A 22,735-nucleotide genomic window follows, 5' to 3' on the forward strand; every position below is an offset into this window, starting at 1 on the left:
CAGAATCCTAAAATAAAAAAAGCAGCCTAGAAAGGCTGCAGTCCGTTAGCAACTCGCGGACTTAAAAGGCTTTGGTAATTAGACGACCTCTATCGGCAATAGTCAAAAGACTATTGCTGGTAAGTCAAGTCCGTATCTAAGCAAGTTGGTGTTCTGGTTAGCGCAAGCTAACGAGCCACTAAGCCCTAGACTTCAGTCTAGGGTAGTTGACGAGCCTGCTTAGTAAATGAATATGAGTTTTGTCTTGGCTTAAGTCAGTTGAAAGCCTCGTAAAGTTGTCCTGCCAGTATTGAAAAAGATTATTCTTTTTTGGTGTGTTATTAAGCAGGTTAAGTCTGATATTGACGAAAAAGAAAAGATAAGATGCAGGAATGTAGCCAAATGGATAGATATGACTACATTCACACAATATTTTCTTACATAGAGTACTAAAAAAGACGCCCGTGATGGGCGTCTTTTTTGCTAGCTTCTATTATTTACTTTTAGCGTTGGAATAATCCTTAGGCTTAATTCTCTTAATGTAAGATGGATTTGGACGACCTAAGATCAATGGAACACGTTCGATCACAGTGTCCGCATATTCCAAGCCGAACCATGAGGCAGGGTTGGATGACAAGTTCTGCAAACGAACACGTGCTTCAACCAACCACTTTTCATAACCAACCAATTGGGTTTGTGGACTGATGACGTCGTTTACGATAACAAATGAGAAGTCACCTACATCACGCCCTGGGGTGGTGGTGTATTTCTGGGGTTGAGGTTCAATCGTACCGTCTGCGATCAAATCATGAACGATCTGACGAATGTAGACGTTAACGCTAGTTTGTTTCTTAAATCCTAAATAAAGCTGAATGTTGATTACGTTCTTTGTACCGTACGTGTTAACTGCGTATTCGGCGGTAAATGGTTCGTTAGTTACGTTAACAGTGACGAACCAGTAAGCCTTCGCACGCTTTGGACGTTTATCCAAAATTGAGTACAAGATTTCACGTTTAATGAACTTGTTGTACTTAACGTTGGCCATGTAAACCAAGTTAGTTGCGTAGGTAGGATAATCTTCATCGTGACTCAAGTTAGTCAACATGTCGGTGTATTCGTCAAGACGAACATAGGCATTGCGTGATTCACGCTTGTCACGAACCTTGTTACCGTAGTACCAAACATACATGATGAAGCCAATTACACCGGCGATGAAGAGTGAAACATAACCACCGTGAGTGAACTTGGTCAAACTTGAAATCATGAACATGATGTCAAGAACACCGAAGAAAATTAAGAAGATCCAATTCCAGATTGGGTTAATTTTCTTCATCGCTAACCATTCATAAAGTAGGATGGTAGTTGCTAACATTGAAATTGTGATGGAAAGACCATAGGCTGCTTCCATGTGAGCAGAAGTTTGGAAGTACAAAACAATTGCAATAGTTGCAACACAGATTCCCTTGTTAATAGAAGGAATATAGATCTGACCTTTTTCTGTTGATGGATAGTTGATATTCATTCTTGGCAAGAATTTCAAACCACTAGCTTCAGCAACCAAGGTGAATGATCCAGTGATCAAAGCTTGTGAGGCAATAACAGCGGCAATAGTAGCCAATATGATGGCGAACAATCTGATGTTGATTGGAATCATTTCGTAGAATGGGTTAAGCACTCCGCCATCGGCAAGCTGGAAATGAGGATTATTTAAAATCCAAACCCCTTGACCAAAGTAGTTAAGTGACAAGCAAACAAATACAAATGGCCAAGAACCAATGATATTCTTCTTACCAACGTGACCTACATCTGAGTAAAGGGCTTCAGCACCAGTAGTAGCCAGGAAGATTGATCCTAAGATAAAGATTCCAGCTTTATTGTAAGGGCTAAATAGCAATTTAATGGCGTAAACTGGGTTAATTGCTTGAATGATTGTCCAGTCGCCAGCCATGTTGATTACACCCATGACGCCTAAGAATGTGAACCAAATAAACATGATTGGTCCGAATGCCTTACCGATAATACTGGTACCCATCTTTTGAATAGAGAACAGTACCAGCAAAATGACCACGGTAATGACAATTACCATTTCCTGGGTAGAAACAGGAACGTTGCCACCGAATTTAAGACCTTTTAACCCTTCAATCGCGGTCGTAACAGTAACGGCAGGAGTCAAAGTACCATCGGCTAGGATAGCGGCACCACCGATTAAGGCTGGTAATACAAGCCATTTGGCACGCTTTCTAACCAAAGTATACAAGGCAAAGATACCACCTTCACCGTGGTTAGTTGCTTTCAGGGCAATTAATACGGTTTGCACGGTTGTCAGCAAGGTTACAGTCCAAAGGACTAGGGAAATAGAACCAACAATAAAATCGCGGTTCACATTACCAATACCACCATTGCCTTCGACAATAGACTTCATAACATAAAGTGGACTAGTTCCGATATCACCATAGACAATACCAATGGCGATAAGTAAGCCAGCCGCACTCATACGTTTTGACTTAGTATTCATTATAAATATCTCCCACAAATAAATTGTAGCTATCAATAAAAAAAGAAAATGCCACGATGACATTTCCCTCTAATACATTCATTTTCGTCTATTTTAGTTCACATTGCAAGTAAAATAATTATGTTTTAATTTTGCAGCCAAAAAGTCAGGGTGTTCGATATAACTGACAGAATTCGCATTTTTTGTCAGTTATACTGAACACTTTGACTTAATTGAAAAGGTTAATTTGTTAAAATCAGATGTTAGTTTTCACTATGTTGGACGATTATCTTCTCAAGATAAGAATGGATTGCGTAAATTCATTGATGAATTAGGGTAACAAAAAAGACTCCCAACTCGGGAGCCTTTTCTGTCTTCAAATTATGAAAGTGATGAAGGAATCTTGGCACGTTGTTCTTCGTCCCATTTTTCCCATGCTTCATAAGTAAGCATTTCTTCAGGCTTAACACCAGTCTTGTCAGCCATTACCTTAAGCAAATTCTTGAAGTTGTAATCATGGTATTGCAATACGTGATCAACAAGCTTCTTACGTGGGAAGTGAATGTTGTTCAAAAGGTAGCTGTTGATGTCGACCATATTGTGGTTTTCATCATAAAGGTTGATTACTTCGAGGTCATCTTCATCGAATTCAGCGATGTAGAAGTTAGCGAAAACCTTCAAGTAATCAGGTTGTTCCTTGAATTCTTCAGCTGGCATAATGGTCTTGTTAGCTTCTGGCATAACGACTTTAAGATCGTCGTTTTCTTCTTTGTTTTCTTTATCAGCTTGTGCTTGAGCGTTTTTTTCTTCTTCAGTCAAAGTTGTTACCCCTTTATTTAGAAAATAAGTAGTACAAAGTCAATAATAATTCTATCTACTTTTGCAAATAAAAGCAAATGTAACTAATCTATTTTACTACAGTTGTTAGGATGATGTGGGGAAATATTGGATTATATAAAGTAGGAACTTTCCAAAACGATAAAAAAACCTTGCGATAGGACGTATCCATTAGAGCAAGGGGATTGATCTTTCTATAATTCTAATAGATATTGAACTTTAAAGCAAACTACCGTATGTATGGGATGAAAATTGGGGCAATGATGTGAGAATTAATATTGTTCCGTTTGGAAAATATCTTTTAGATATAAATTTACGTTGGTGTTAAGGATCTTTCTTGATGATCTTAGTAGATTCATCACTAGGTGAAGAAATTCGATTAGCATTCTTAACTGCGGTTGATATTCTATCACGAAGGATGTTTATCTTTTGTCCTTTGTTTCTAGAGTATTCTTCATTGAAATATTTCTCGCCTGATAATTTAGCAAAAAGTTGTTTTCTAGTGTAAGCAGCAGTTACTGGTTCAAAGTGCATTAAGATCCAAACTTCGAAGCAAATGTTTGAGAATAGAATCGTAATATCATATCTAGATTTTTTGGCTTGATCAAAGCATTCTAATAATTCTTGTGGAGTGTGTTCATCGTGGTCAAAAACTAAATATATCTTGTCTTGCTTATTTAATTTAGGGTCTTCTAGCACATCGTGCAACAAAGCCATTCCTGAACGAGCCATTGATTTTACTTTGATAGAGTAGCGTGAATTTACGGAATACATTGCTTTGATGATATTTCTGCTTGAGCATGTTGAAGTAATTCTCTTCAGTTTTGCCTTCGCAGTAAATTCTAATTGTTGGACGTAGGTCTAACTTTTTACTCTTTCGTTTTCTCATTGTAGGTTCCTTTATGAATCTCTTGCAAAATATCCATCAATCCTTCTGTATCAACTACAGGCATACTGCCGAATTTGCCCTCGATGTACTTCTTGGCCAAGTTGACATCGAGTCTGCCACTGGTTCGGGGATTGCTAAAGTCAAAGACTGATTTCAAATCACTGACGCCTTGGAAGTTCTTGTCGACGAGATAGATTTGGTCGATTCGAATTGGATTATCTAGTAGTTGCACATCTTGAGTAGTCAAAATGAACTGATTCAAATTCTCTTTTGAGTTGAAGATTTGGATTAATGTTCTGGCGAGTTCGGGATGCAATGAAGAATCAAATTCGTCAAACAAGATAGTTCTGTGATTACCATGCATTTGAGCATCCAGAATTACCAAGGCAATGTACAAAATGCGTTTGGTTCCGTCGGATTCTTCAGTTAATGGAAGTTCGGCTTGCCCTAGCAAGTCACCGTCATCGTTGTAGACCTTGTGACTGGTGAAAAGCATAGGGACAGTTCTAGGACTGGTGTCTAAAGGATCACTACCAGTTGAATATGGAATGTTTCTTACTGTGATGTCAGAAATGTTGAAGTCAGCAGCTTGCAAGAAAGAGAGTAGTTCATCTTTTATTTGCTTATTTTTCAATGGCTCTGCGAATTCCTTGCCGATGATTACGTGGTTGCCAGACAGGATGATAGATAAATCTTCGGCGAACCACTTGTAAATATCACTTGCAGGGCTATCGTTGTTTTGCTGGGCTAAGAACAAGAAGAGGGCATTCTTCCTTAGGCGAGGGATGAGATCTTTCAGATTATCAGGAATAATTAAAAAATCTTGCCCAGTTCTTTCAAAGTATGTTTCTTCCTTGTCGCCGTTGATGAGTACAAGCTTTTCAGTGGAAATCTGTTCATTATTATAGCTGAAAGAATAGTCGTAGATCTGCTTGTTGAATTGAATGACAATACCCAAGGTTGTGTCTTCATGTTGATTCTTCTCGTTAAAAATAAATGGGGTGTATATTAGGGGATCGGTCACAGCCTTAGCGCCACCATTGAGAACAAGATGCTTCATTACATCTAGTCCGCGGAGCAATCTAGATTTTCCGGCACCGTTAGGCCCGAAGATCAGGAGATTCTTGAGCAGAGAAACATCCTTGCCTTGGAATGTGTTGGTGTCCTTGTACTTATATAATCTTTCGCCGGTTTGAGCGGATAAAATTGTTTCGTTCTTAAAGGAAGCATAGTTCTTTAGTCTGAATTCTATTAGCATTGTCTTCACCTCGTGTAGTTACTTAAATTTTAGCATCATTTGCGCTAAGATCACATAAAAATGTGATCCTGTACTAAAATGCAATAAAAAACACCATTTCTCATCCGAAGATGAAGAATGGTGCTTATTTCCCAGTCTTGTCACCTTGGATGTTAGATTGAGCGGCTGAAGATTGGGTTGATGACTGAGTAGAAGATTGCGTGGTGCTAGATTGTTGCTTGTCGTCATCGCTTGAAGATGATTGCGCAGAACTGTTCTTGTCCTTGTCTTGCTTCTTGTCGCTGCTGGAGCTGGAAGAATTGCTGCTTGAGTCGGAACTTGACTTGCTTGCATTAGAATCGCTAGAAGAATTATCTTCCTTATTATTGTTCTTACCATTATTATCGGCAGGGCCGGACTTAGGATTCTGACCCTTGTCGGAACCGGACGTGTTGGTGGTGTTCTCGTGTTGCACAGCGTTGGTGTGATGAATGTAAGCACCGGCGCCGCCTCCACCTAAGACGAATAGCGCAAAAATAGTACCCCAAAAGATTAATTTCTTCATTATGTTTCGTAACTCCCCCTTGATTAGAAAAATTATTTCAACAAATTTGGCCCATTTTTGGGTTTCAAATTGTTAGTAATAGTGTAAGACATCTGGCCGGCAGGTTGATTACAAAAAGCTCAAAATTTAACAAATATTAATAGTAGGAGAGAACTAAACATGAATTTTGAATTAACGGAACAATCAATCCAATTTACTTTCGGTAACAAGAAATACAAGAGCGGACTTAAGAACCGTACCTTCATGAAAATGTGGGTAAGGCCATTGCCAGTCTGCAAGACGATTCACTTGATGATGCGGTCTTAATTCAGAGAAGACGTATTGTCGAAGTAGCTGAATAATTAGGCAAGATAAGTTAGTTAACATAATAAGGAAAACAAGGAAAATTTAAATGGCTAAGACTACTAAGACTTTGAAGTTAACTTTTTTGAATGGTAAGAACAAGAAGACAAGTGTTACGTTGGGGGATGCAGTAGATAATCTTACTGCGGAACAAGTTCGCGGTGCGATGACTACTATTGCGCAAGCCAACGTGTTTGAGAAAGACGGTGTTAAGAATTACGTTACTCCTCAATCTGCTGCGTACATTGAACGTACTGTTAGCGACATCTTTAACGATGGGGATGCTGATCAAGCAGAATCTGCAGACAAGCAAGACTAATCTTGAGTTGTTATTTGAGGTCATAGATTTACTAAAAAGTAAACTTGTTAAAAAGTGAAGAAACACACTAGTTTAAATACGAACTCTTTGTAGAAACATTAATGGAAATATTACTTTTTTGTTGAAGTTTGTTATACTTTTGTAAAAAAGATAAAGATTCTAAAAGGAAAAAGGCGGACGAGAGTCCGCTTTTTTATTGTTATAGCTAGGATTTGGCTATTTATTAAAAAAGAGGTCGGTTAAACGTTGATGTGACGGAAAAGGTGAAAAATATTACAAAAGAAAGATTTCAGTTTATTTAACTTGCTATTTTGTGAAGAGGTTAGTACAATATGAATCGTGGTAAGTAATAGGACGTGCTTCAGGCGTGCGGCCTGTACGCATGCTGATCCTTCAGCAAGACTACTACCTCGCGAGAGTTATAAACTCGTGGATCCTGCTTTGAAGGGTTTTGTACATTATAGGCTCCTATCACATGCTGAACCTATGGCCTATTACATTTTTTTATATTTCAAGGAGGAAAAGACCACATGAAGAAAAATTTAAGAATCGTTAGCGTTGCTGCTGCTGCTTTATTAGCTGTTGCTCCAGTTGCTGCTTCTGCTGTATCTACTGTTTCAGCTGCTGACGCTACTACAACTACTACTGCTACTACAACCAACAAGCCAACTATTGACTTAACTGGTGCAGGTGCTGTTACTAACGCAGCTGATACTGTTACTGTAACTCCTAACTTTACTTTGACTGCTGCTGTTGCTAAGGATAAAAAAGTTACTGCTTCAGCAACTTTACAAGGTACTATTACTGCTTCACTTAACGGTACTTCAGTAACTGCTAACGTAATTGACGCTGCTAAGGATGTTACTTTAAAGAGTAACACAGGCTACACTACTATTTACAAGTACGATGCTACAACTAAGACCACTGAAAACAACCTTGGAAAGTGGAACGAAGCAACTAACGATGTTTACGTAAAAGCTGGTAACGACTACCAAGTTGAACTTACTGGTGTAGGCTTCAGCTTTGGCTCAGCTAACGCAAACAAGGAATTATCACTTAAGTTGCCTTCAAACGTAACTGTTACAGGTGCTGCAGTTAATGGCAACAAATTAAAGTTAGACCAATACGGTAACGTTACTAACTTAACCTTTACTGTAAAGGGCATTAAGGCTTACGATGCTACTAACACTAGTGCTGTTCAATTCTACAACACTAACTCAGGCTTAATTGAAAGCAAGGCTGCATCATACATGGCTCTTGCTGACAACAACGGTAACCTTAATGTAAACACTCTTCTTGACGGTTTGAAGAAGCAATACAAAGCTGTTCAACTTCAAAATGGTGAACTTAAGGACGTTAATGTAACCACTACTGCTGCAGACCTTACTGCTGAACTTGAAAAGGCTGGTATTAAGGTAAATGCTGCTGGTGACTTTGAAGCTCCTGCATCATTCACTGCAACTTTAACTGCTAAGTCAACAGTTAACGGTAAGGTTGCTACTTTGCCTGTAACTGTAACTGTTCCAAACGGCAAGGTTGTACCAAGCCAAAGCAAGACTATTATGCACAACGCATACTTCTACGACAAGGACGCTAAGCGTGTTGGTACTGACAAGGTAACTCGTTACAACACTGTAACTGTTGCAACTTCAACCACTACTATCAACGGTAAGGCTTACTACGAAGTAGTTGAAAACGGCAAGGCAACTGGCAAGTTCATCAACGCAGACAACATCGATGGTACTAAGCGTACTTTGAAGCACAACGCATACGTTTACAAGTCATCAAAGAAGCGTGCTAACAAGGTTGTTCTTAAGAAGGGTACTGAAGTAACTACTTACGGTGGTTCATACACCTTCAAGAACGGTAAGCAATACTACAAGATCGGTAACAACACTGACAAGACTTACGTAAAGGCTTCAAACTTTTAATTAAGTCTAAGTAGTATATAAGGAAAACGAGGCAAATGCCTCGTTTTCCTTTTGCTCTAATAAATAGTACTAAAAATACCGTAGCCAAATTAAGCTACGGTATTTTTTAGGTTAAATCATTTTACTCTGCCATGCCTTCTATCATCACGGTACACCTTATAGATGACAAAAGCCAATGTTTTATACTTTTTTCTTCTAGTTTAATAACATATATCTTATAAAATATGTATATAATTATTAGAAATATAATAAATATAGATATATTTAGACATAAGGGAGTGTGATGAATATGTCAGCCTACAAGCGTCGTAACATGGGGGTTATCAGCTTGCCCACTGACATAGAATATCGTAATTGGTCCAAGGACCTTACTAAGTGGAAAATTGAGAACGACTCACAACTAGCGCAGTATCTCGTCTATGATCTCGGTGAAGCCGCAGCTTGGGATAACCTTGTTGCATTAAAGAATGAAGCTAAGAAGCTTAGTCAGCTTGAACAGGTAATTCTGTTTGAACATTTGCTTGAGAAGAAGACGATCACGCAATTAGTCGAAGAATGTGGCGTGCCACGCATTACGTTGAAACGATTGAAGAAGCAGTTATTGCAGAAGCTGCGTAATGTAATGGAAAAATAGTAAACAATGAACTAGGTGCTAGACTATACAGAAAAAATTACGTTATTAGGTGTAGGTTATATTAAGAAAACTGCATTTTATTCAAAAAAGTGCAAACAAAGACCATTACTCGAATTCCGGTTGAGTAAAGGATTTTATTAGTTGTACTATAAAATCCTATCTTCTTTTTCTAGTATGTTTGGTAACTTTCTTATGAGCTTTTTGTGACTTCTCTTATGTGTTACTTTTTTATTTCTCTTTTTGGCTTTTTTCTTAGTGGTTTTCTTGGTATTTTTAGCAACATTTCCTAAACTTGTACAACTTAACTTACCATTTTTAATAGTAAAATCAAATTCGATTCCGCCTTGTGCAATGGTACCGTGTGCACTAACATTCGCTGATCCCAGAATTTCGCCATTATTATTCGCAATAATAATTGATCGATCAGTTGAAGTGGGTGTCAAGCCTATTACTGTTGCCTGAGCTTTCAAAGTATATTTACCATCGGTTAAAACAGTATCATTTGTTTCAATCTCAGTTCCAGAATTATTGACTAAACTAATATTATTAATTGAAGCAGAGCCGTTAATTTTAGTGCTATTAATATATATATTTCGTTCACCAAGAAAATGAGTTATAACATTCTTTTTAGTTATAGTCGATGCAGCTTGAGTAGTGTTGGGAACACTAGTTTTTAATGAAAACACTGGAGCTGTAGCGAATAATCCTGCTAAAATAATACTGGTAAATTTAAAACGTTTTTTCATTATAATTTTCTCCAAAAAAAGACAGAGCTTTCGCCCTGCCTTTCTTATTTATCAGTGTGTCCTACAAGACTTAATTAAAAGTTTGAAGCCTTTACGTAAGTCTTTTCAGTGTTGTTACCGATCTTGTAGTATTGCTTGCCGTTCTTGAATGTGTAAGTACCACCGTAAGTAGTTACTTCAGTACCCTTCTTCAAGGTAACTTTGTTAGCACGCTTCTTTGAAGCCTTGTAAACGTATGCGTTGTGCATAATAGTCTTGCCTTGGCTTGGAACAGTAGTGTCTGGCTTAGTTGCAGTTAAGTCTGAGCTCTTTACGAATTCGTTTGAGCCTTCCTTGTTGATACGAGTGTATTCAACACCGTTAACAGTTACCTTGCCGAAGGTGTAAACAGCTGCACCCTTTGAAAGTGCTGAAATATTATCAGCTTATGAAACAACGTTACCGTTGATGTTGTAAACCTTAGTGTTATCAGCCTTTACGTATTCTTGTGGAGCCTTTTCAGTAGGACCCATTACAATTGCGTAAACAACAAGCTTTGAAGTGAAGCCAGCTGGGTTAGTAGCAGTAATAGTTACTGGGTACAAACCTGCAACACTTGCATTAACCTTGCTTGAATCAATCTTGATGTTGCTTGGGTTAATTAATTGTTGGTGAGCAGCTAAGTCTTTTGCAGTCTTGTCAAAATCAGTACCATAAGCGCTTTGTACGTAAGCTTGGACAGAATCAGTTACAATAGCATCGTTAAACTTACCGTTTACAATAACCTTTGTCTTATCAGTATCCTTAAGTACTAAATTGCCAGAAGTCTTACCGTTTGGCATAACATTGTCATTGTAGTAAACATTTCCATCAAATACAAATGCTGGTGCGTTGTAGTTTACTGAAGCGTTAATTCTTACAGTGATTGAAGCAGTGTTACCATTTTCTGTCTTAGCAGAAGCCGTTTGCTGGGTACTCAAAGCTACCGTTTGAAGCACGCTTCAAGTCTTGAGCTACTAATTGGCTTTCAACATCTGAAGCAGTAGTAGTCATTTCAATGTTATCGTTTGATTGATCACTAGTCTTCCAAGCGTAGTGTTTCTTAATAGCAGTCAAAAGTGAATCTGGTGTAAAGCCGTTAGCAATTTCATTTAATGAAACAGTGCTACCATCATTTACAACAGTGTTGGTATCTTTGTTGTAGAAGTAAGGAGTACCTTGTTGGCTAGCAAACTTAGCATTTACAGTAACTTCGTAAGGTTTGTTGTTTACAGTAAATGTAATAGTTTGTTTGAATACACCATTTGCATTTTGACCAGTTGCTGACTTAACAGCAATGTCCTTCATGTCTTCAGGCTTAGCATTGCTTAAATCAGTACCACCTAATTGCAAGATAGCATCTTTTTGAGCATCGCTTAACTTAACGCTAAATTGAGTGTTTGAGCCACGGTCAAGCACAATAGTACCCTTTAAAGTACCAAGATTTGTTACTTCTTGAGTAGCAGTAGTTGCAGCAGTTGAGTCGGCAGTTGAAACAGATGATACGCCAGCAGCAACTGGAGCAACAGCAAGTAAAGCAGCAGCAACGCTAACGATTCTTAAATTTTTCTTCATGTGGTCTTTTCCTCCTTGAAATATAAAAAATGTAATAGGCCATAGGTTCAGCATGGTGATAGGAGCCTATAATGTACAAAATCATTCAAAGCAAGATCCACGAGTTTATAACTCTCGCGAGGTAGTAGTCTTGCTGAAGGATCAGCATGCGTACAGGCTACACGCCTGAAGCACGTATATTGAGTACGCGATACTAGAGTAGGTGTGGTGTGGGAGTGATCCTTCCTCTTATTTGCTAAGGGGAGGTTGGATGGATTCTTTCCGCCGCAACTTTTCGCTAGCTGTGAATAGAGCACAGCAAAAACAAAAAAAGGTTTCCAACAATAACATCGTCCTCAAAATTAAGGTGTAAATATGCATACTTAATCATTATTAAAATAACATAATTGAAATATTACTTTTATCATACAAATCAGCCGAATCCCTTGTTTTAAAATAACTTGCTAGATACAATAGAACTGTTAATAATAGGAGGAACCAACTTATGAAGAAGAGACTTTTGACCAGCATTGCTAGCGCAGTTATGTTGACTTCAGTAGCTACGCCAGTTGTAAGCAATGCTATAAATATTGTTCATAGCCAAAAAGTTTCCGCAGCAACAACCGATGAACAAGCAGAATTTTTAAACAAAGCCGCAAAGCAAGCAGTGAAGGCTGCCAAGAAGTACGGTACTTATCCATCAGTAATGATCGCCCAAGCCATCGTTGAATCTGGTTGGGGCCAATCAGGATTGGCAGTTAATGCGAACAATCTTTTTGGTATGAAGGCTGATGATAGTTGGACTGGTGCCACTTATACTTCTAAGACGCGTGAAGAAGATAAGAACGGCAAGAGTTACTACGTCACCGCTAAATTTAGAAAATACGATACATTGGAAGAATCATTCGAAGACAACGGAAAAAAGTTGCGTGAAGGTGTTTCATGGCAACCACTTCGCTACAAGGGTGCCTGGATCGAAAATGCCGATAACTATGCTCAAGCTACCAAGGCTTTGACCGGTACTTACGCAACCGATACCCAATATGATTCCGCACTTAACTCAAGAATCACCGCTCACAATTTGAGCAAGTATGATCCAGTTGTCACTAAGACTGCTAAGGTTTACACCGTCGAAAAGGGCGGCTCAGTCTACAACTGGCCAACCGACCACTCAGTTGCTAGTCCAGTCGGCTCAGTTAAGCAAGGCGAAAAGGTTACTGTAACCAAGACCATTACCTATAATGATGGCTCATCTAGAATGTATATCGACGGCAAGGGCTGGATCAACGGCAGTGCTCTTGGCAAGGGCAAGAAGAGCAGTAGCAGTGAACCAATCACTCAAGCTCCAAAGGGTGTAACCAAGATCCAAAAGAACTTGATGCACAATGCCTACGTTTATGACAAGAACGGCAAGAAGCTCGCTGGCAAGATGTTCAAGGTTAACGACGAAGAAGGCGCTAAGTTAATCAACACTTACGGCACCAAGACCATCAAGGGCAAGAGCTACTACCGTATTGGCGAAAATGAATACATCGCAGCCGGCAACATCGACGGTACCCTTAAGTTCTTGAAGCGTAATTCTTACGTTTACAACCAATATGGCAACCGCGACAACAACTTGAAGCGCAAGAAGAACGAACAAGTTGCTACCTACGGTAGCGCCGTAACTATTAACGGTGCCAAGTACTACAGAGTTGGTATCCGTCAATACATCAAGAAATCTAACTTCATGTAATAAAGGATGGTTTAGTGAAGCTAAAGAAATTAACGATCGCATTTATTGCGGCCATCAGTTTAATCGGTACGTTTAGTTTTAATAATGAAGAAACTCAGGCGGCATCGATTAACACTGAAGCTAAGAAATATAAGTACAGCGGTGTTACTTATTTATACAAAATGCTGAAGCTAGAAGGGATCAAGTACAACAAGTTCCCTGGTGTTGAATATCAAAATGGTAAGCCAGAAGGCATCGTTGTTCACGAAACTGACGATCCGGGTGCTACCGCCCACGATGAGGCTATTTACTTCAACCGCGAGTGGATGAACATTAATGCCTACGTGCATGCGTTTGTTGACAGCAACCAGGTTATTCAGATGAGATCGCCCGACATGGGTACTTGGGGTGCAGGTCAGCAGGCGAATAACCGATTTATTCAAGTTGAATTGTGTGAAGAAGATAGTAGGGATGCATTTATTAAGTCAATTAATAATGATGCGATCTACATTGCTAAGCTTTTACACCGTTACGATTTGAAGCCGGACAATGCCTGCGATGATGGTCAAGGTACGATTTGGTCGCACCACGCCGTCAGCAACTTCCTTGGTGGCACTGACCACGTTGACCCCGATGGCTATTTTGAAAAATGGGGCTACAGCATGGATCAATTTTATTCATTGATTAAGTATTACTACGACTTGCAAAAGAAGAATACTCAATTTCAATCTAACTTGGAGGACAAGGATAAGGATCCAAACAAGACTAAGGAAGAAATCCCAGTTGTTCAAGGTGCTGTAACTTTAGGTCACGATGCTTACATCTATGATGCTAAGGGCAATAACACCAAGAAGCTCAAGTATGCCGGCAGTCCAGTTGTGGTCATGGGCTACAAGATGATCAATGGCAAGAAGTACTACCAGATTGGCAAGGACCAATACGTAGTTGCTTCAAACATCGACGCAACGCCTAAGACCGTGAACAAGGATACTTACTTACGTACTCGCACTGGTGAGATCGAAAAGCAAAACAAGGTCAAGAAGGGCAGCCGAGTATTAGTCTACGGCAGCAAGATTACTATTAAAGGCCAAAAGTACTACGCACTGAATGCTACACAATATGTTTTAGCAAGTGACGTAAATTAAGAGAAAAACACGTCTTATTCCTAAAATTATGGGAATGGGGCGCGTTTTTTTGTATAATTGCTGTTGATTGAATGAGAAAAGGGGAGAGAAATGGCACAATTATCGCTATTCTTAGTCGTATTATTGGCATTAATCATTCCAATATTTATGGCTCGTTTTCAAATTAGCAATGTCCCAACCGCGGTAGCCGAAATTATCGTGGGGATTATCATGGGATCGAGTGGTTTCAACCTGATTTCTTCGACGCACGATCTGACTTTTTTGTCTAATCTGGGCGTGATCTTACTGATGTTTTTATCAGGGATGGAAATCGACTTCGATTTATTGCAAAGAAAGAATAATCCGAAGGGGAGATCACAAGCCGGAAAAATGGTTGATCCGCTGAAGACAGCCGTGATTGCCTTTAGTGGAATCGTCGTCATGGCTGTGGCCTTGGCCTTTGTTTTGAAATGGATCGGTTTGTTCAGCGAAGTTATGCTGGCTGCGATTATCTTGATGACCGTTGCTCTAGGCGTGGTGATTGCCACCTTGAAGGAAAAGGACATTTTGGGTCGGCCAATTGGCCAGACGATCCTGTTGACGGCTGTTCTTGGTGAAGTTATTCCACTGCTTTTGCTTACCATTTATGCATCAATCAACGGTGGTAATGCAGGACAATTATGGTTGATTATCTTGCTGTTTTTGGCCGCAATTTTTCTTTTGCGTAGATTTAAGCAACCATATTTGTGGTTTGCCAAGGTAACTAAGGCAACGACGCAACTAGATATTCGTTTGGCATTTTTCTTAATTTTTGCACTAGTTACTGTTGCCGAAACTGTTGGGGCTGAGAACATCTTAGGTGCCTTTTTGGCTGGGATGGTCATGAAGCTGCTTGAACCAAGTGAAGCAACTAAGGATAAGTTGACCTCAATTGGTTATGGCTTTTTTATTCCTATTTTCTTCATTATGACAGGGGTAAGATTGAATTTGCGTTCATTCTTGACCCATCCCTCAGCCTTAATGCTTTTGCCAGTCTTGGTTATTTTCTTATTGCTCGCCAAGTTGCCGGTTGTTTTAACCTACATGAGATTCTTTGAAAAGCGCAATGCTTTTGCCGGCGGCTTCTTAACTGCTACAACCATTACGATTGTTTTGCCAACCTTGCAAGTTGCGAGAAGATTGCACGCCATTACTTCAATGCAATCCGATGCCTTTATTTTGGCCGCAGTTATCGTATGTATTTTGAGTCCGATTGTCTTTAACTCAAGCTTCATTTTGTCACCGGAAGACAGAATCAAGAAGACCGTTACCTTTATTGGGGCCAACGCTTTCACGGTGCCGGTTGCACACGATTTGCACGATAATTGGTACTCAGTCAAGATTTTCACTGCTAATAAGGTCGACTATGAAACTTACGACAGCCGAGTTGAGAATATTACTTTATTACCTGACTTGGATACAAAGACGCTGGAAAAGGCTGGCGCATATGATTGTGATATCTTTGTGGCTGCGAGTCACCAAGATGAGAACAATGCCGATTTGGCAAGGGATGCTAGAGAAGCTGGAGTAGAGCGTGTAATTGCACGACTCAGTCAGGTTGATAGCGATATTGTTGACGAATTTCATCAAAGAGATATTGAAATTTTCAACTTTACCAATATTCGTTCTGCCTTGATGCGTGCGTTGATTGAGTCACCAACTGTTTACCGGATTCTTACTGATACGAAGAATGTGCTTTACTCAGTTAAGGTTACGAATACGCATTACACTGGGCGTCCTTTGGCCGATTTGGACTTTATCGACAAGATTACGGTCAGTCGAATTTGGCGTGGAGATCAGTGGCTGGCTCCGCACGGCTGGACTGTGATTGAGCCGGGGGATGTTTTGGTCTTCTCTGGTGAATTCAAGGATGCTGATCAGGTACGGAATTTGTTGAGTAGTCATGAATAATTTTAGGGAAGTCATCCATTTGGATGGCTTTTTTGTTTGGAATGTATTCCAAATGAGAGGTAAAAGTGATATTTATTTGGAATGTGTTCCAAATAAAGGGCAAAAATTCGGCTTTCTTGGAGTATATTCCAAATGATGATAAAATTAGTGCAAGGAAGTGAATAATATGGTAGAAAAACGATACGTTGCTAGAACTGAATACCTCGATTTTTTAAAGAAACATCAAGGAAAACAAATTATCAAAGTCGTTTCTGGTGTTAGAAGATCCGGAAAAACAATTTTATTTTCGCAGTTTCAAGAATATCTTCGGTCTAGTGGTGTAGCACCTGAGCAGATAATCACCATTAATTTTGAAGATATGGCTAATGAATCTTTGCGCGATCCTCATGCTTTGTATAAATATTTAACCAATCGTCTTGATAATGGCAAGATGACCTACATTTTTTTGGATGAAATTCAGCACGTTACTGATTTCGAAAAAGTAGTTGACTCATTGTTCATTAAAGACAACGTGGATTTATACATCACAGGTTCTAACGCTTATTTCTTGAGTGGTGAAATTGCGACATTGCTGACGGGTCGCTATGTGCAAATAAATATGTTGCCACTATCTTTCAAGGAATTTGTGGAATGGCACAAGCAGAACGATTTATTCACTAACGATACAGATATGTTCAATGAGTATTTGAAGAGCTCATTTCCTTATACATTGTTTGTCCAAGATGAACAAGAAAGAATGGAATATCTGCAGGGAATCTATTCGACAATTGTTTTAACCGACATTGTTACCAGGCTTAAGGTGAGGGATGTCCCTGTTTTGGAGAGAGTAATCCGTACTTTGTTTAGTGACATTGGTAGTGCAATTTCGATTAGCAATATTGCTAATACCTTGAAAAGTGCTAAGCTGTCAGCAGACAATAAGACGATTGACCGATATGTGGAAGGCATTCTGAACAGCTTGCTAATGTACGAAGCTAAGCCATATGATATTCACGGCCGTTCGATTTTACGTGCTAACAGTAAATATTATGCTGTTGATTTGGGCTTGCGGCGTTTGCTTTTACCAGATCACCAACAAGATTATGGTCACATCATCGAGAACATTGTCTTTTTGGAATTGAAGCGCAGATATCCGCATGTTTATGTCGGTCGAAGCAATGATTTGGAAGTTGATTTTGTGGCATTGAATATCAAAAATGAAGCAAGATATTTCCAAGTTGCTTTGACTACATTAGACGAAAAAGTGCTGGAAAGAGAATTACGTCCGTTGAAACAAATCCATGATTCTTATCCGAAGTATTTATTGACGATGGATACTTTGAATAAGGATGCTAATTATGATGGTATTCAGAAGATGAATATTTTGGATTGGCTTTTGGAAAGAGATTAGAGAGCAAAAATAAAAGATTGGTTATCAACGCTTTTGTAGCGAAGATAACCAATCTTTTTTAGTTTAATTTTTTATTCCTCAGAATTTCTTGCAGCAGTCAAAATTTGCATTGACTCAAGCGTATTCACAAATGCTTCATCAGCTTTCACCGTATCATGATTATCGATGATCTCACTAAACGCATTAAACTCGCTCGTCATACGGTGGTCGTATTTATTCAAGTTGTAACGCTTAGGTTCTTTGCCTCGCATTTGTACTGTAAAGTTGTTAAGTTCGCCAGTTGAGCCATCGATATAGATGCTGCCTTTTTCACCTTCGATGAATGAACGTGGCGTTACGTAGCTGTCCTTTGATGCGGTGAGGGATGCTTGTTTGTCAGGGTAGGACAAGTGCAAGATACCTGATGTATCAACGCCTTTTTGCATGTTGGCGTAATATTGAACCTTATCAGGCAAGCCGAACAAAGCCGCTAAAAGATGGATGTTGTAAATGTTTAAATCCATCAAGGCACCACCATCTTTATTTGGATCAAAGACTGGTGCAATCTTGCCTTCAAGGAAAGCATCATAACGGCTTGAGTATTGCGTATAGTTCATGTTCACGATATGAATTGGGGCAATATTCTTGAGCTCTTTTTGAATTTGCTTGAAGTTCTCTAAGTAAAGATTGGTAATTGCTTCAAGAATGATCAAATCTTTTTCGTCGGCAAGCTGCTTCAATTCTTTTGCTTGTTCAGTGCTTTCGACAAATGGCTTTTCGCAGATTACGTTTTTACCATGCTCTAATGCTTCTTTGGCAATCTCATAGTGCAAGAAGTTTGGCACAGCCACGTAAACCGTATCGACATCTGGATCTACCATCATTTTTTCGTTATCAGTGTAGGTTTTCTTAATGCCATATTGGTTAGCTAATTCCCGAGCAATATCTTTGCTACGGACAGTTGATGAAATTGCTGTGAGTTCTAGATTGTTGATCTTATCAGCAGTCTTCAAAAAATCGTGGACGATCATTCCACTTCCGATAATTCCTAATTTCATAATTCAACCTCTACTTTTTCTTACTATTATTATCAGTTGTTGGCAATGGCTTAGCATTAGTTGCGGAAGTTGGCACTCTTAAGAAGTCGTGGTTACCAAAGTTGCCGTAACTTTGACCAACCTTAACGGTCATCATCTTGCCAAGCTTCATGTTAACGAATACGTTGAAGCCAGCCAATTTGTTGTCTCTAACCACAGTCTTAACGGTCATATTCTTGTACTTGCCATATTTTTGAATTTGCTTAAAGACCTTAGCTTGGTTGGAGCTTTGAGCCACAGTATTAAAGACTGGCGTTGCTGCTTTTTTCATTAAGTCCTTGTCTTTGATATTAGCAGTCAAAATGTAAGTCTTTTCCTTCTTATTACGTTTCATCTTGTAGGCGTTAACCAAAGTGTCGCTTGGATTATGGATCAAACGATTATTCATAATCGCGTCAGTCAAATCTGCGTATGAGTGACCCGTTAATTTTTCAAGATCAGCCTTGTACCAAGTATCACGACCATTGATGTAGACGTTGTTCAGGTTGACCCATTCTTCGCTTGAACGAGTCTTGCCCTTGCTGGTTGTTTGGTTAGTAATATGGTAGACAGTTGATTCGCCACCAAAGGTAGTGCTTGCCAAGGCTACTTGGCTAGAAGTGTCAGTGCCCAAGGTAACAGATTGGATGACTTGGCCACTTCTGAAGCTCTTTTTAGCCTTTTGCACTACCTGACTTTTAGTTAAAACTGGGTCGGCAGTGTTTTTCTTTTGCTGACTGCAGCCACCCAGTAAGAACAGGGTAGCGAGTGAAATACCAATAAATGCTTTTTTAAGTTTTGTATTCATAATTTTTCTCCTATAGTTACACCTATTATTATATACGAAAAAAGCCCAAATCTCTTTGGATTCGGACTTAGTATTAATTGTTCGTGCTCATTTTTCCTAAATCGACTGCGCCTTTTTTAACATTGGCAGGAACCTCTAAGTTCTTGATCTGGTCAATTTGATCAGCATTCATCGTGAAGGTTCTCTTTTGACCTTCGTCTTTATAAGTAGAGAGCACCTTTACATCGGTGATGTGGTAGCTTTTATCAACGTCGATTTTGATTTCATTATTGATTGGTTTCACGTTGTCTAAATCGATACCGATCAAAGCAGTGATCGCAGAATCGGAAACGATGGCGTTCCAAATTTTCTTATTGTTTCCTTTATAAGAGAGGACGTAATCGTTGCCATTGGGTTTAACTTTAAAACTCTTGCTGGTAGCAACGAATGGATCAAGCATGTTGTCTAAACTGTCTGTTAATACAGCATATGAACTGCTTTTGCCTAGTTTGGTCTTAAACCAGTGACTAGAACTGGTGCCTTTCATTTGGATGTAGTTGTTTTTACCTTCAATCCACATCTTATAGTGGTTGGAAGCTGTGGCCACATTAGCGTAGATGACTGTTGGATCCTTAACGTATTGAGCTTCTGCTTTTTGAATCGTTTGCCCATTTTCAGTTTCGTTCCAAGTAGTATGCATCGAATCGAACTTGGTATTTTGCGCCTTAGTCAAAATCGTTTTGGCACTTGGCAAAGTATTTTCTTTTTTAGTAGTAGATTTATTATTTGAACAGCCTGCTAACAGCAAGACAAAAATGCCAATGAGGCCGATGATAATTTTTTTATTTTTGAATACCATAATTCCGCACTTCTTTTTTGATTAATATTTTCTGTTCTAAGTTAGCACAAAAGGGTAAATATTTGAAACAATGTCTAAAAATTAATGTTTTTTTGTCATATCTCTATGAAAAAAACTGCGAAATGTGTAAAATATGGGTGAAACATTGAATTTAAAAGGAGATATTTCATGTCAAAATTAGTTTTAATCCGTCACGGTCAAAGTGAATGGAACCTTTCAAACCAATTTACTGGTTGGGTTGACGTTAACCTTTCAGAAAAAGGTGTTGAAGAAGCTAAGAAGGCTGGTCGTTTAATCAAGGAACACGGTCTTGAATTTGACCAAGCTTACACTTCATTATTAACTCGTGCTATCAAGACTTTGCACTACGCACTTGAAGAAAGTGGCCAACTTTGGATTCCAGAAACTAAGACCTGGAGACTTAACGAACGTCACTACGGTGCTCTTCAAGGTTTGAACAAGAAGAAGACTGCTGAAAAGTACGGCGATGAACAAGTTCACATTTGGCGTCGTTCATACGATGTTTTGCCACCAGCTATTGATGACGACAACAAGTACAGCCAAGCTCACGACCGTCGTTACGCAAACTTGGACCCACACATCGTGCCTAAGGCAGAAAACTTACACGTATGTCTTGACCGTGTAATGCCATTCTGGGAAGATCACATTGCTCCAGACTTACTTGATGGCAAGAATGTAATTATCGCAGCTCACGGTAACTCACTTCGTGCTTTGACTAAGTACATCGAAAACATTTCTGACGACGACATCATGAACCTCGAAATGAAGACTGGTGAACCAGTTGTTTACACATTCGACGAAAACCTTGATGTTGTTAACAAGGAAAAGTTGGACGACTAATTAAATAGTGGTTATTCACACAAAAAGGACTTCGAATTTTCGGAGTTCTTTTATTTTTTAGGGTAAAAAAAAGACATCCCCGGAAGGGATGCCTTTTTTCATCAACTTGCTCCAAAAATTTTAATATATTATTCTATTTCATATTTTTTGAAACAAGTATATTATATTATAAACAAAGAAAAACTGCCATTTTTTTCTAAGAAAGAGGCAAAAAGTATGAAAATCTTAGTAACTGGGTTCGATCCTTTTGGTGGTGAAAAAATTAATCCGGCTATCGAAGCCGTAAAGAAGCTGCCAGATGAAATCGACGGCAATCAAATCATTAAACTAGAAGTACCGACGATTTTTTATCAAAGCGCCAAGGTAGTTAAAGAAGCAATAACAAAATATCAACCAGACATGGTCATCAACGTCGGCCAAGCAGGTGGCCGAGCTGCCATTACACCTGAAAGAATTGCTATTAATTTTCAAGCGGGCTCAACTCCCGATAATTCAGGCAAGGGTCCAAAAGAAGGCGAAATTGAAGCAGACGGTGCCGACGGTTACTTCACCCAATTGCCAATTAAAAAGATGGTCACTGCCATGAGAAAAATAGGCATCCCTGCCGAAGTCTCAAATTCCGCTGGCACGTACGTCTGCAACCACCTTTTCTACGAGGTGCAATACATGCGCGCACGCGAATTTCCTAACCTAAAAGCCGGCTTCATTCACATTCCATTTTTGCCTAGCCAAGCGAAAAATGGTCGTCGTCCATCCATGAATTTAAGTGACATGGTAGAAGGGTTAACCGCTTCCATTAAAGTGGCAGTAGCTGGCTAAAGATTGACAGTACCCCCCTTCAAGTGCTATTTTTGTCTTTAGAATTAAAGTTGGGAGAAAAATATGCAGACAATTGATGATTCTCTCTTTCAAGTCTCTGTCGATGAGAATGGGGCCAAGGTGGCCCACTTAATATCAGTAACTGATAATTATGACTATCTCGGCGAAGAAGGGACTAAAGAGGGTACGGCAATTGCTTTTCCAGTGATCAATCATGATAATGACTGGGCCAGCAAAATGCCTTGGACTGTCGTTGATAAAGGCGATACTCGAGTGAGTTTGACTTTAATTGATACACCGAAAAGCTATAAGAAATTCCCGTATCACTTTGAAGTGATGACTACATATGCCTTAGAGGGCAATCAAGTCGAGATAACCTTTTTTCTAAAGAATTCTTCGCATAAAGAAATGCCATTTTCATTAGGTTTTGTTCTACCAAATAATTGGCCTACTGAAGAGGGGATTAACAAAATTAGTTTAAATAATGGAAAACATGAAATTGATGTTGCTTCAACTGATTTTAAATTAAATGTAGAAGAAGATCATGTTACCGCATTTATTGATGAGATCAAGCTTGAAGCAGAAAGTAGCAAGACTTTTGCTTTAAATTTGACTTTGAAGTAAAAATAAG

21 protein-coding genes and 2 pseudogenes are annotated in these 22,735 nt (G+C 39.1%); 11 read left to right on the forward strand and 12 right to left on the reverse strand.

Going from position 1 to position 22,735, the window contains the following annotated elements; genetic code table 11:
* Positions 1–472: 472 nt before the first annotated feature.
* The 5 genes from BN1206_RS00525 to BN1206_RS00545 all read right to left on the reverse strand — a co-directional run bounded on the left by BN1206_RS00525 (position 473) and on the right by BN1206_RS00545 (position 6,001).
* Positions 473–2,494 carry a KUP/HAK/KT family potassium transporter gene (locus BN1206_RS00525; protein ID WP_052542720.1) on the reverse strand — a complete coding sequence of 674 codons (2,022 nt, stop codon included), beginning with the start codon at positions 2,492–2,494 and terminating at the stop codon, positions 473–475.
* 360 nt (positions 2,495–2,854) lie between these two features.
* Complete coding sequence (locus tag BN1206_RS00530) at positions 2,855–3,292, reverse strand: hypothetical protein (RefSeq protein WP_013641406.1); 438 nt, start codon at positions 3,290–3,292, stop codon at positions 2,855–2,857.
* Between the two features lie 342 nt (positions 3,293–3,634).
* Entirely contained in the window at positions 3,635–4,042 is a 408-nt protein-coding gene (locus BN1206_RS00535) for an RloB family protein (RefSeq protein WP_231575938.1), read from the reverse strand.
* Positions 4,043–4,179: 137 nt separating this feature from the next.
* Positions 4,180–5,457 carry an AAA family ATPase gene (locus BN1206_RS00540; protein WP_052542722.1) on the reverse strand — a complete coding sequence of 426 codons (1,278 nt, stop codon included), beginning with the start codon at positions 5,455–5,457 and terminating at the stop codon, positions 4,180–4,182.
* Positions 5,458–5,581: 124 nt separating this feature from the next.
* Entirely contained in the window at positions 5,582–6,001 is a 420-nt protein-coding gene (locus BN1206_RS00545) for a hypothetical protein (protein WP_013641409.1), read from the reverse strand.
* A 159-nt stretch (positions 6,002–6,160) separates the two neighbouring features.
* Here BN1206_RS00545 and BN1206_RS09340 point away from each other — a divergent pair.
* From BN1206_RS09340 to BN1206_RS09955, 4 genes and pseudogenes are all read left to right on the forward strand, one after another.
* Positions 6,161–6,342 (forward strand): annotated as a pseudogene (locus BN1206_RS09340) (DUF1659 domain-containing protein).
* A 50-nt stretch (positions 6,343–6,392) separates the two neighbouring features.
* Positions 6,393–6,662 (forward strand): DUF2922 domain-containing protein, encoded by a 270-nt coding sequence (locus BN1206_RS00550; RefSeq protein WP_022087498.1) that lies wholly within the window; start codon positions 6,393–6,395, stop codon positions 6,660–6,662.
* 530 nt (positions 6,663–7,192) lie between these two features.
* Positions 7,193–8,593 carry an SLAP domain-containing protein gene (locus BN1206_RS00555; protein WP_052542725.1) on the forward strand — a complete coding sequence of 467 codons (1,401 nt, stop codon included), beginning with the start codon at positions 7,193–7,195 and terminating at the stop codon, positions 8,591–8,593.
* Between the two features lie 289 nt (positions 8,594–8,882).
* Positions 8,883–9,227 (forward strand): hypothetical protein, encoded by a 345-nt coding sequence (locus tag BN1206_RS09955; RefSeq protein ID WP_231575939.1) that lies wholly within the window; start codon positions 8,883–8,885, stop codon positions 9,225–9,227.
* Positions 9,228–9,373: 146 nt separating this feature from the next.
* Here BN1206_RS09955 and BN1206_RS00565 read toward each other — a convergent pair whose 3' ends face one another.
* The 4 genes and pseudogenes from BN1206_RS00565 to BN1206_RS10295 form a co-directional block, all read right to left on the reverse strand.
* Positions 9,374–9,973: a hypothetical protein gene (locus BN1206_RS00565; RefSeq protein ID WP_231575940.1), complete on the reverse strand. Its 600-nt coding sequence runs from the start codon at positions 9,971–9,973 to the stop codon at positions 9,374–9,376.
* A gap of 74 nt (positions 9,974–10,047) precedes the next feature.
* Positions 10,048–10,341 (reverse strand): annotated as a pseudogene (locus BN1206_RS10285) (SLAP domain-containing protein); the annotation flags it as partial.
* A 57-nt stretch (positions 10,342–10,398) separates the two neighbouring features.
* A complete protein-coding gene (locus tag BN1206_RS10290; protein ID WP_231575942.1) occupies positions 10,399–10,932 on the reverse strand; it encodes a hypothetical protein in 534 nt (177 codons plus the stop codon).
* Entirely contained in the window at positions 10,904–11,566 is a 663-nt protein-coding gene (locus BN1206_RS10295; RefSeq protein WP_231575943.1) for a hypothetical protein, read from the reverse strand. The genes BN1206_RS10290 and BN1206_RS10295 overlap by 29 nt, the downstream gene beginning before the upstream one ends.
* Positions 11,567–12,050: 484 nt before the next feature.
* On the opposite strand from BN1206_RS10295, the gene BN1206_RS00575 reads away from it, so the two are divergent.
* The 4 genes from BN1206_RS00575 (at position 12,051) to BN1206_RS00590 (ending at position 17,723) form a co-directional block, all read left to right on the forward strand.
* On the forward strand, positions 12,051–13,280 hold the full coding sequence (locus BN1206_RS00575) for a glucosaminidase domain-containing protein (RefSeq protein ID WP_014565526.1): 1,230 nt from the start codon (positions 12,051–12,053) through the stop codon (positions 13,278–13,280).
* Positions 13,281–13,294: 14 nt separating this feature from the next.
* A complete protein-coding gene (locus BN1206_RS00580) occupies positions 13,295–14,404 on the forward strand; it encodes an SLAP domain-containing protein (protein WP_052542727.1) in 1,110 nt (369 codons plus the stop codon).
* A 90-nt stretch (positions 14,405–14,494) separates the two neighbouring features.
* Positions 14,495–16,333, forward strand: coding sequence for a monovalent cation:proton antiporter family protein (locus BN1206_RS00585; protein WP_052542728.1), 1,839 nt, complete (start codon positions 14,495–14,497; stop codon positions 16,331–16,333).
* 166 nt (positions 16,334–16,499) lie between these two features.
* On the forward strand, positions 16,500–17,723 hold the full coding sequence (locus tag BN1206_RS00590; protein WP_052542730.1) for an ATP-binding protein: 1,224 nt from the start codon (positions 16,500–16,502) through the stop codon (positions 17,721–17,723).
* Between the two features lie 71 nt (positions 17,724–17,794).
* Here the strand turns inward: BN1206_RS00590 and BN1206_RS00595 are convergent, their stop codons facing one another.
* From BN1206_RS00595 to BN1206_RS00605, 3 genes are all read right to left on the reverse strand, one after another.
* Positions 17,795–18,760 carry a Gfo/Idh/MocA family protein gene (locus BN1206_RS00595; protein ID WP_013437037.1) on the reverse strand — a complete coding sequence of 322 codons (966 nt, stop codon included), beginning with the start codon at positions 18,758–18,760 and terminating at the stop codon, positions 17,795–17,797.
* Between the two features lie 10 nt (positions 18,761–18,770).
* Positions 18,771–19,586, reverse strand: coding sequence for a hypothetical protein (locus BN1206_RS00600; protein ID WP_052542732.1), 816 nt, complete (start codon positions 19,584–19,586; stop codon positions 18,771–18,773).
* Positions 19,587–19,659: 73 nt separating this feature from the next.
* Positions 19,660–20,424, reverse strand: coding sequence for a DUF6612 family protein (locus tag BN1206_RS00605; RefSeq protein ID WP_013641417.1), 765 nt, complete (start codon positions 20,422–20,424; stop codon positions 19,660–19,662).
* 168 nt (positions 20,425–20,592) lie between these two features.
* Between BN1206_RS00605 and BN1206_RS00610 the strand changes: the two genes are divergently transcribed.
* The 3 genes from BN1206_RS00610 (at position 20,593) to BN1206_RS00620 (ending at position 22,728) form a co-directional block, all read left to right on the forward strand.
* Positions 20,593–21,285 carry a 2,3-diphosphoglycerate-dependent phosphoglycerate mutase gene (locus tag BN1206_RS00610; protein ID WP_013437040.1) on the forward strand — a complete coding sequence of 231 codons (693 nt, stop codon included), beginning with the start codon at positions 20,593–20,595 and terminating at the stop codon, positions 21,283–21,285.
* Between the two features lie 216 nt (positions 21,286–21,501).
* Positions 21,502–22,104 (forward strand): pyroglutamyl-peptidase I, encoded by a 603-nt coding sequence (gene pcp, locus BN1206_RS00615; RefSeq protein WP_013437041.1) that lies wholly within the window; start codon positions 21,502–21,504, stop codon positions 22,102–22,104.
* Between the two features lie 63 nt (positions 22,105–22,167).
* Complete coding sequence (locus BN1206_RS00620; protein ID WP_013437042.1) at positions 22,168–22,728, forward strand: aldose epimerase family protein; 561 nt, start codon at positions 22,168–22,170, stop codon at positions 22,726–22,728.
* Positions 22,729–22,735 lie beyond the last annotated feature (7 nt).

It is taken from the genome of Lactobacillus sp. OTU4228 (genome assembly GCF_001006945.1).
GTDB classification, from domain to species: domain Bacteria; phylum Bacillota; class Bacilli; order Lactobacillales; family Lactobacillaceae; genus Lactobacillus; species Lactobacillus amylovorus.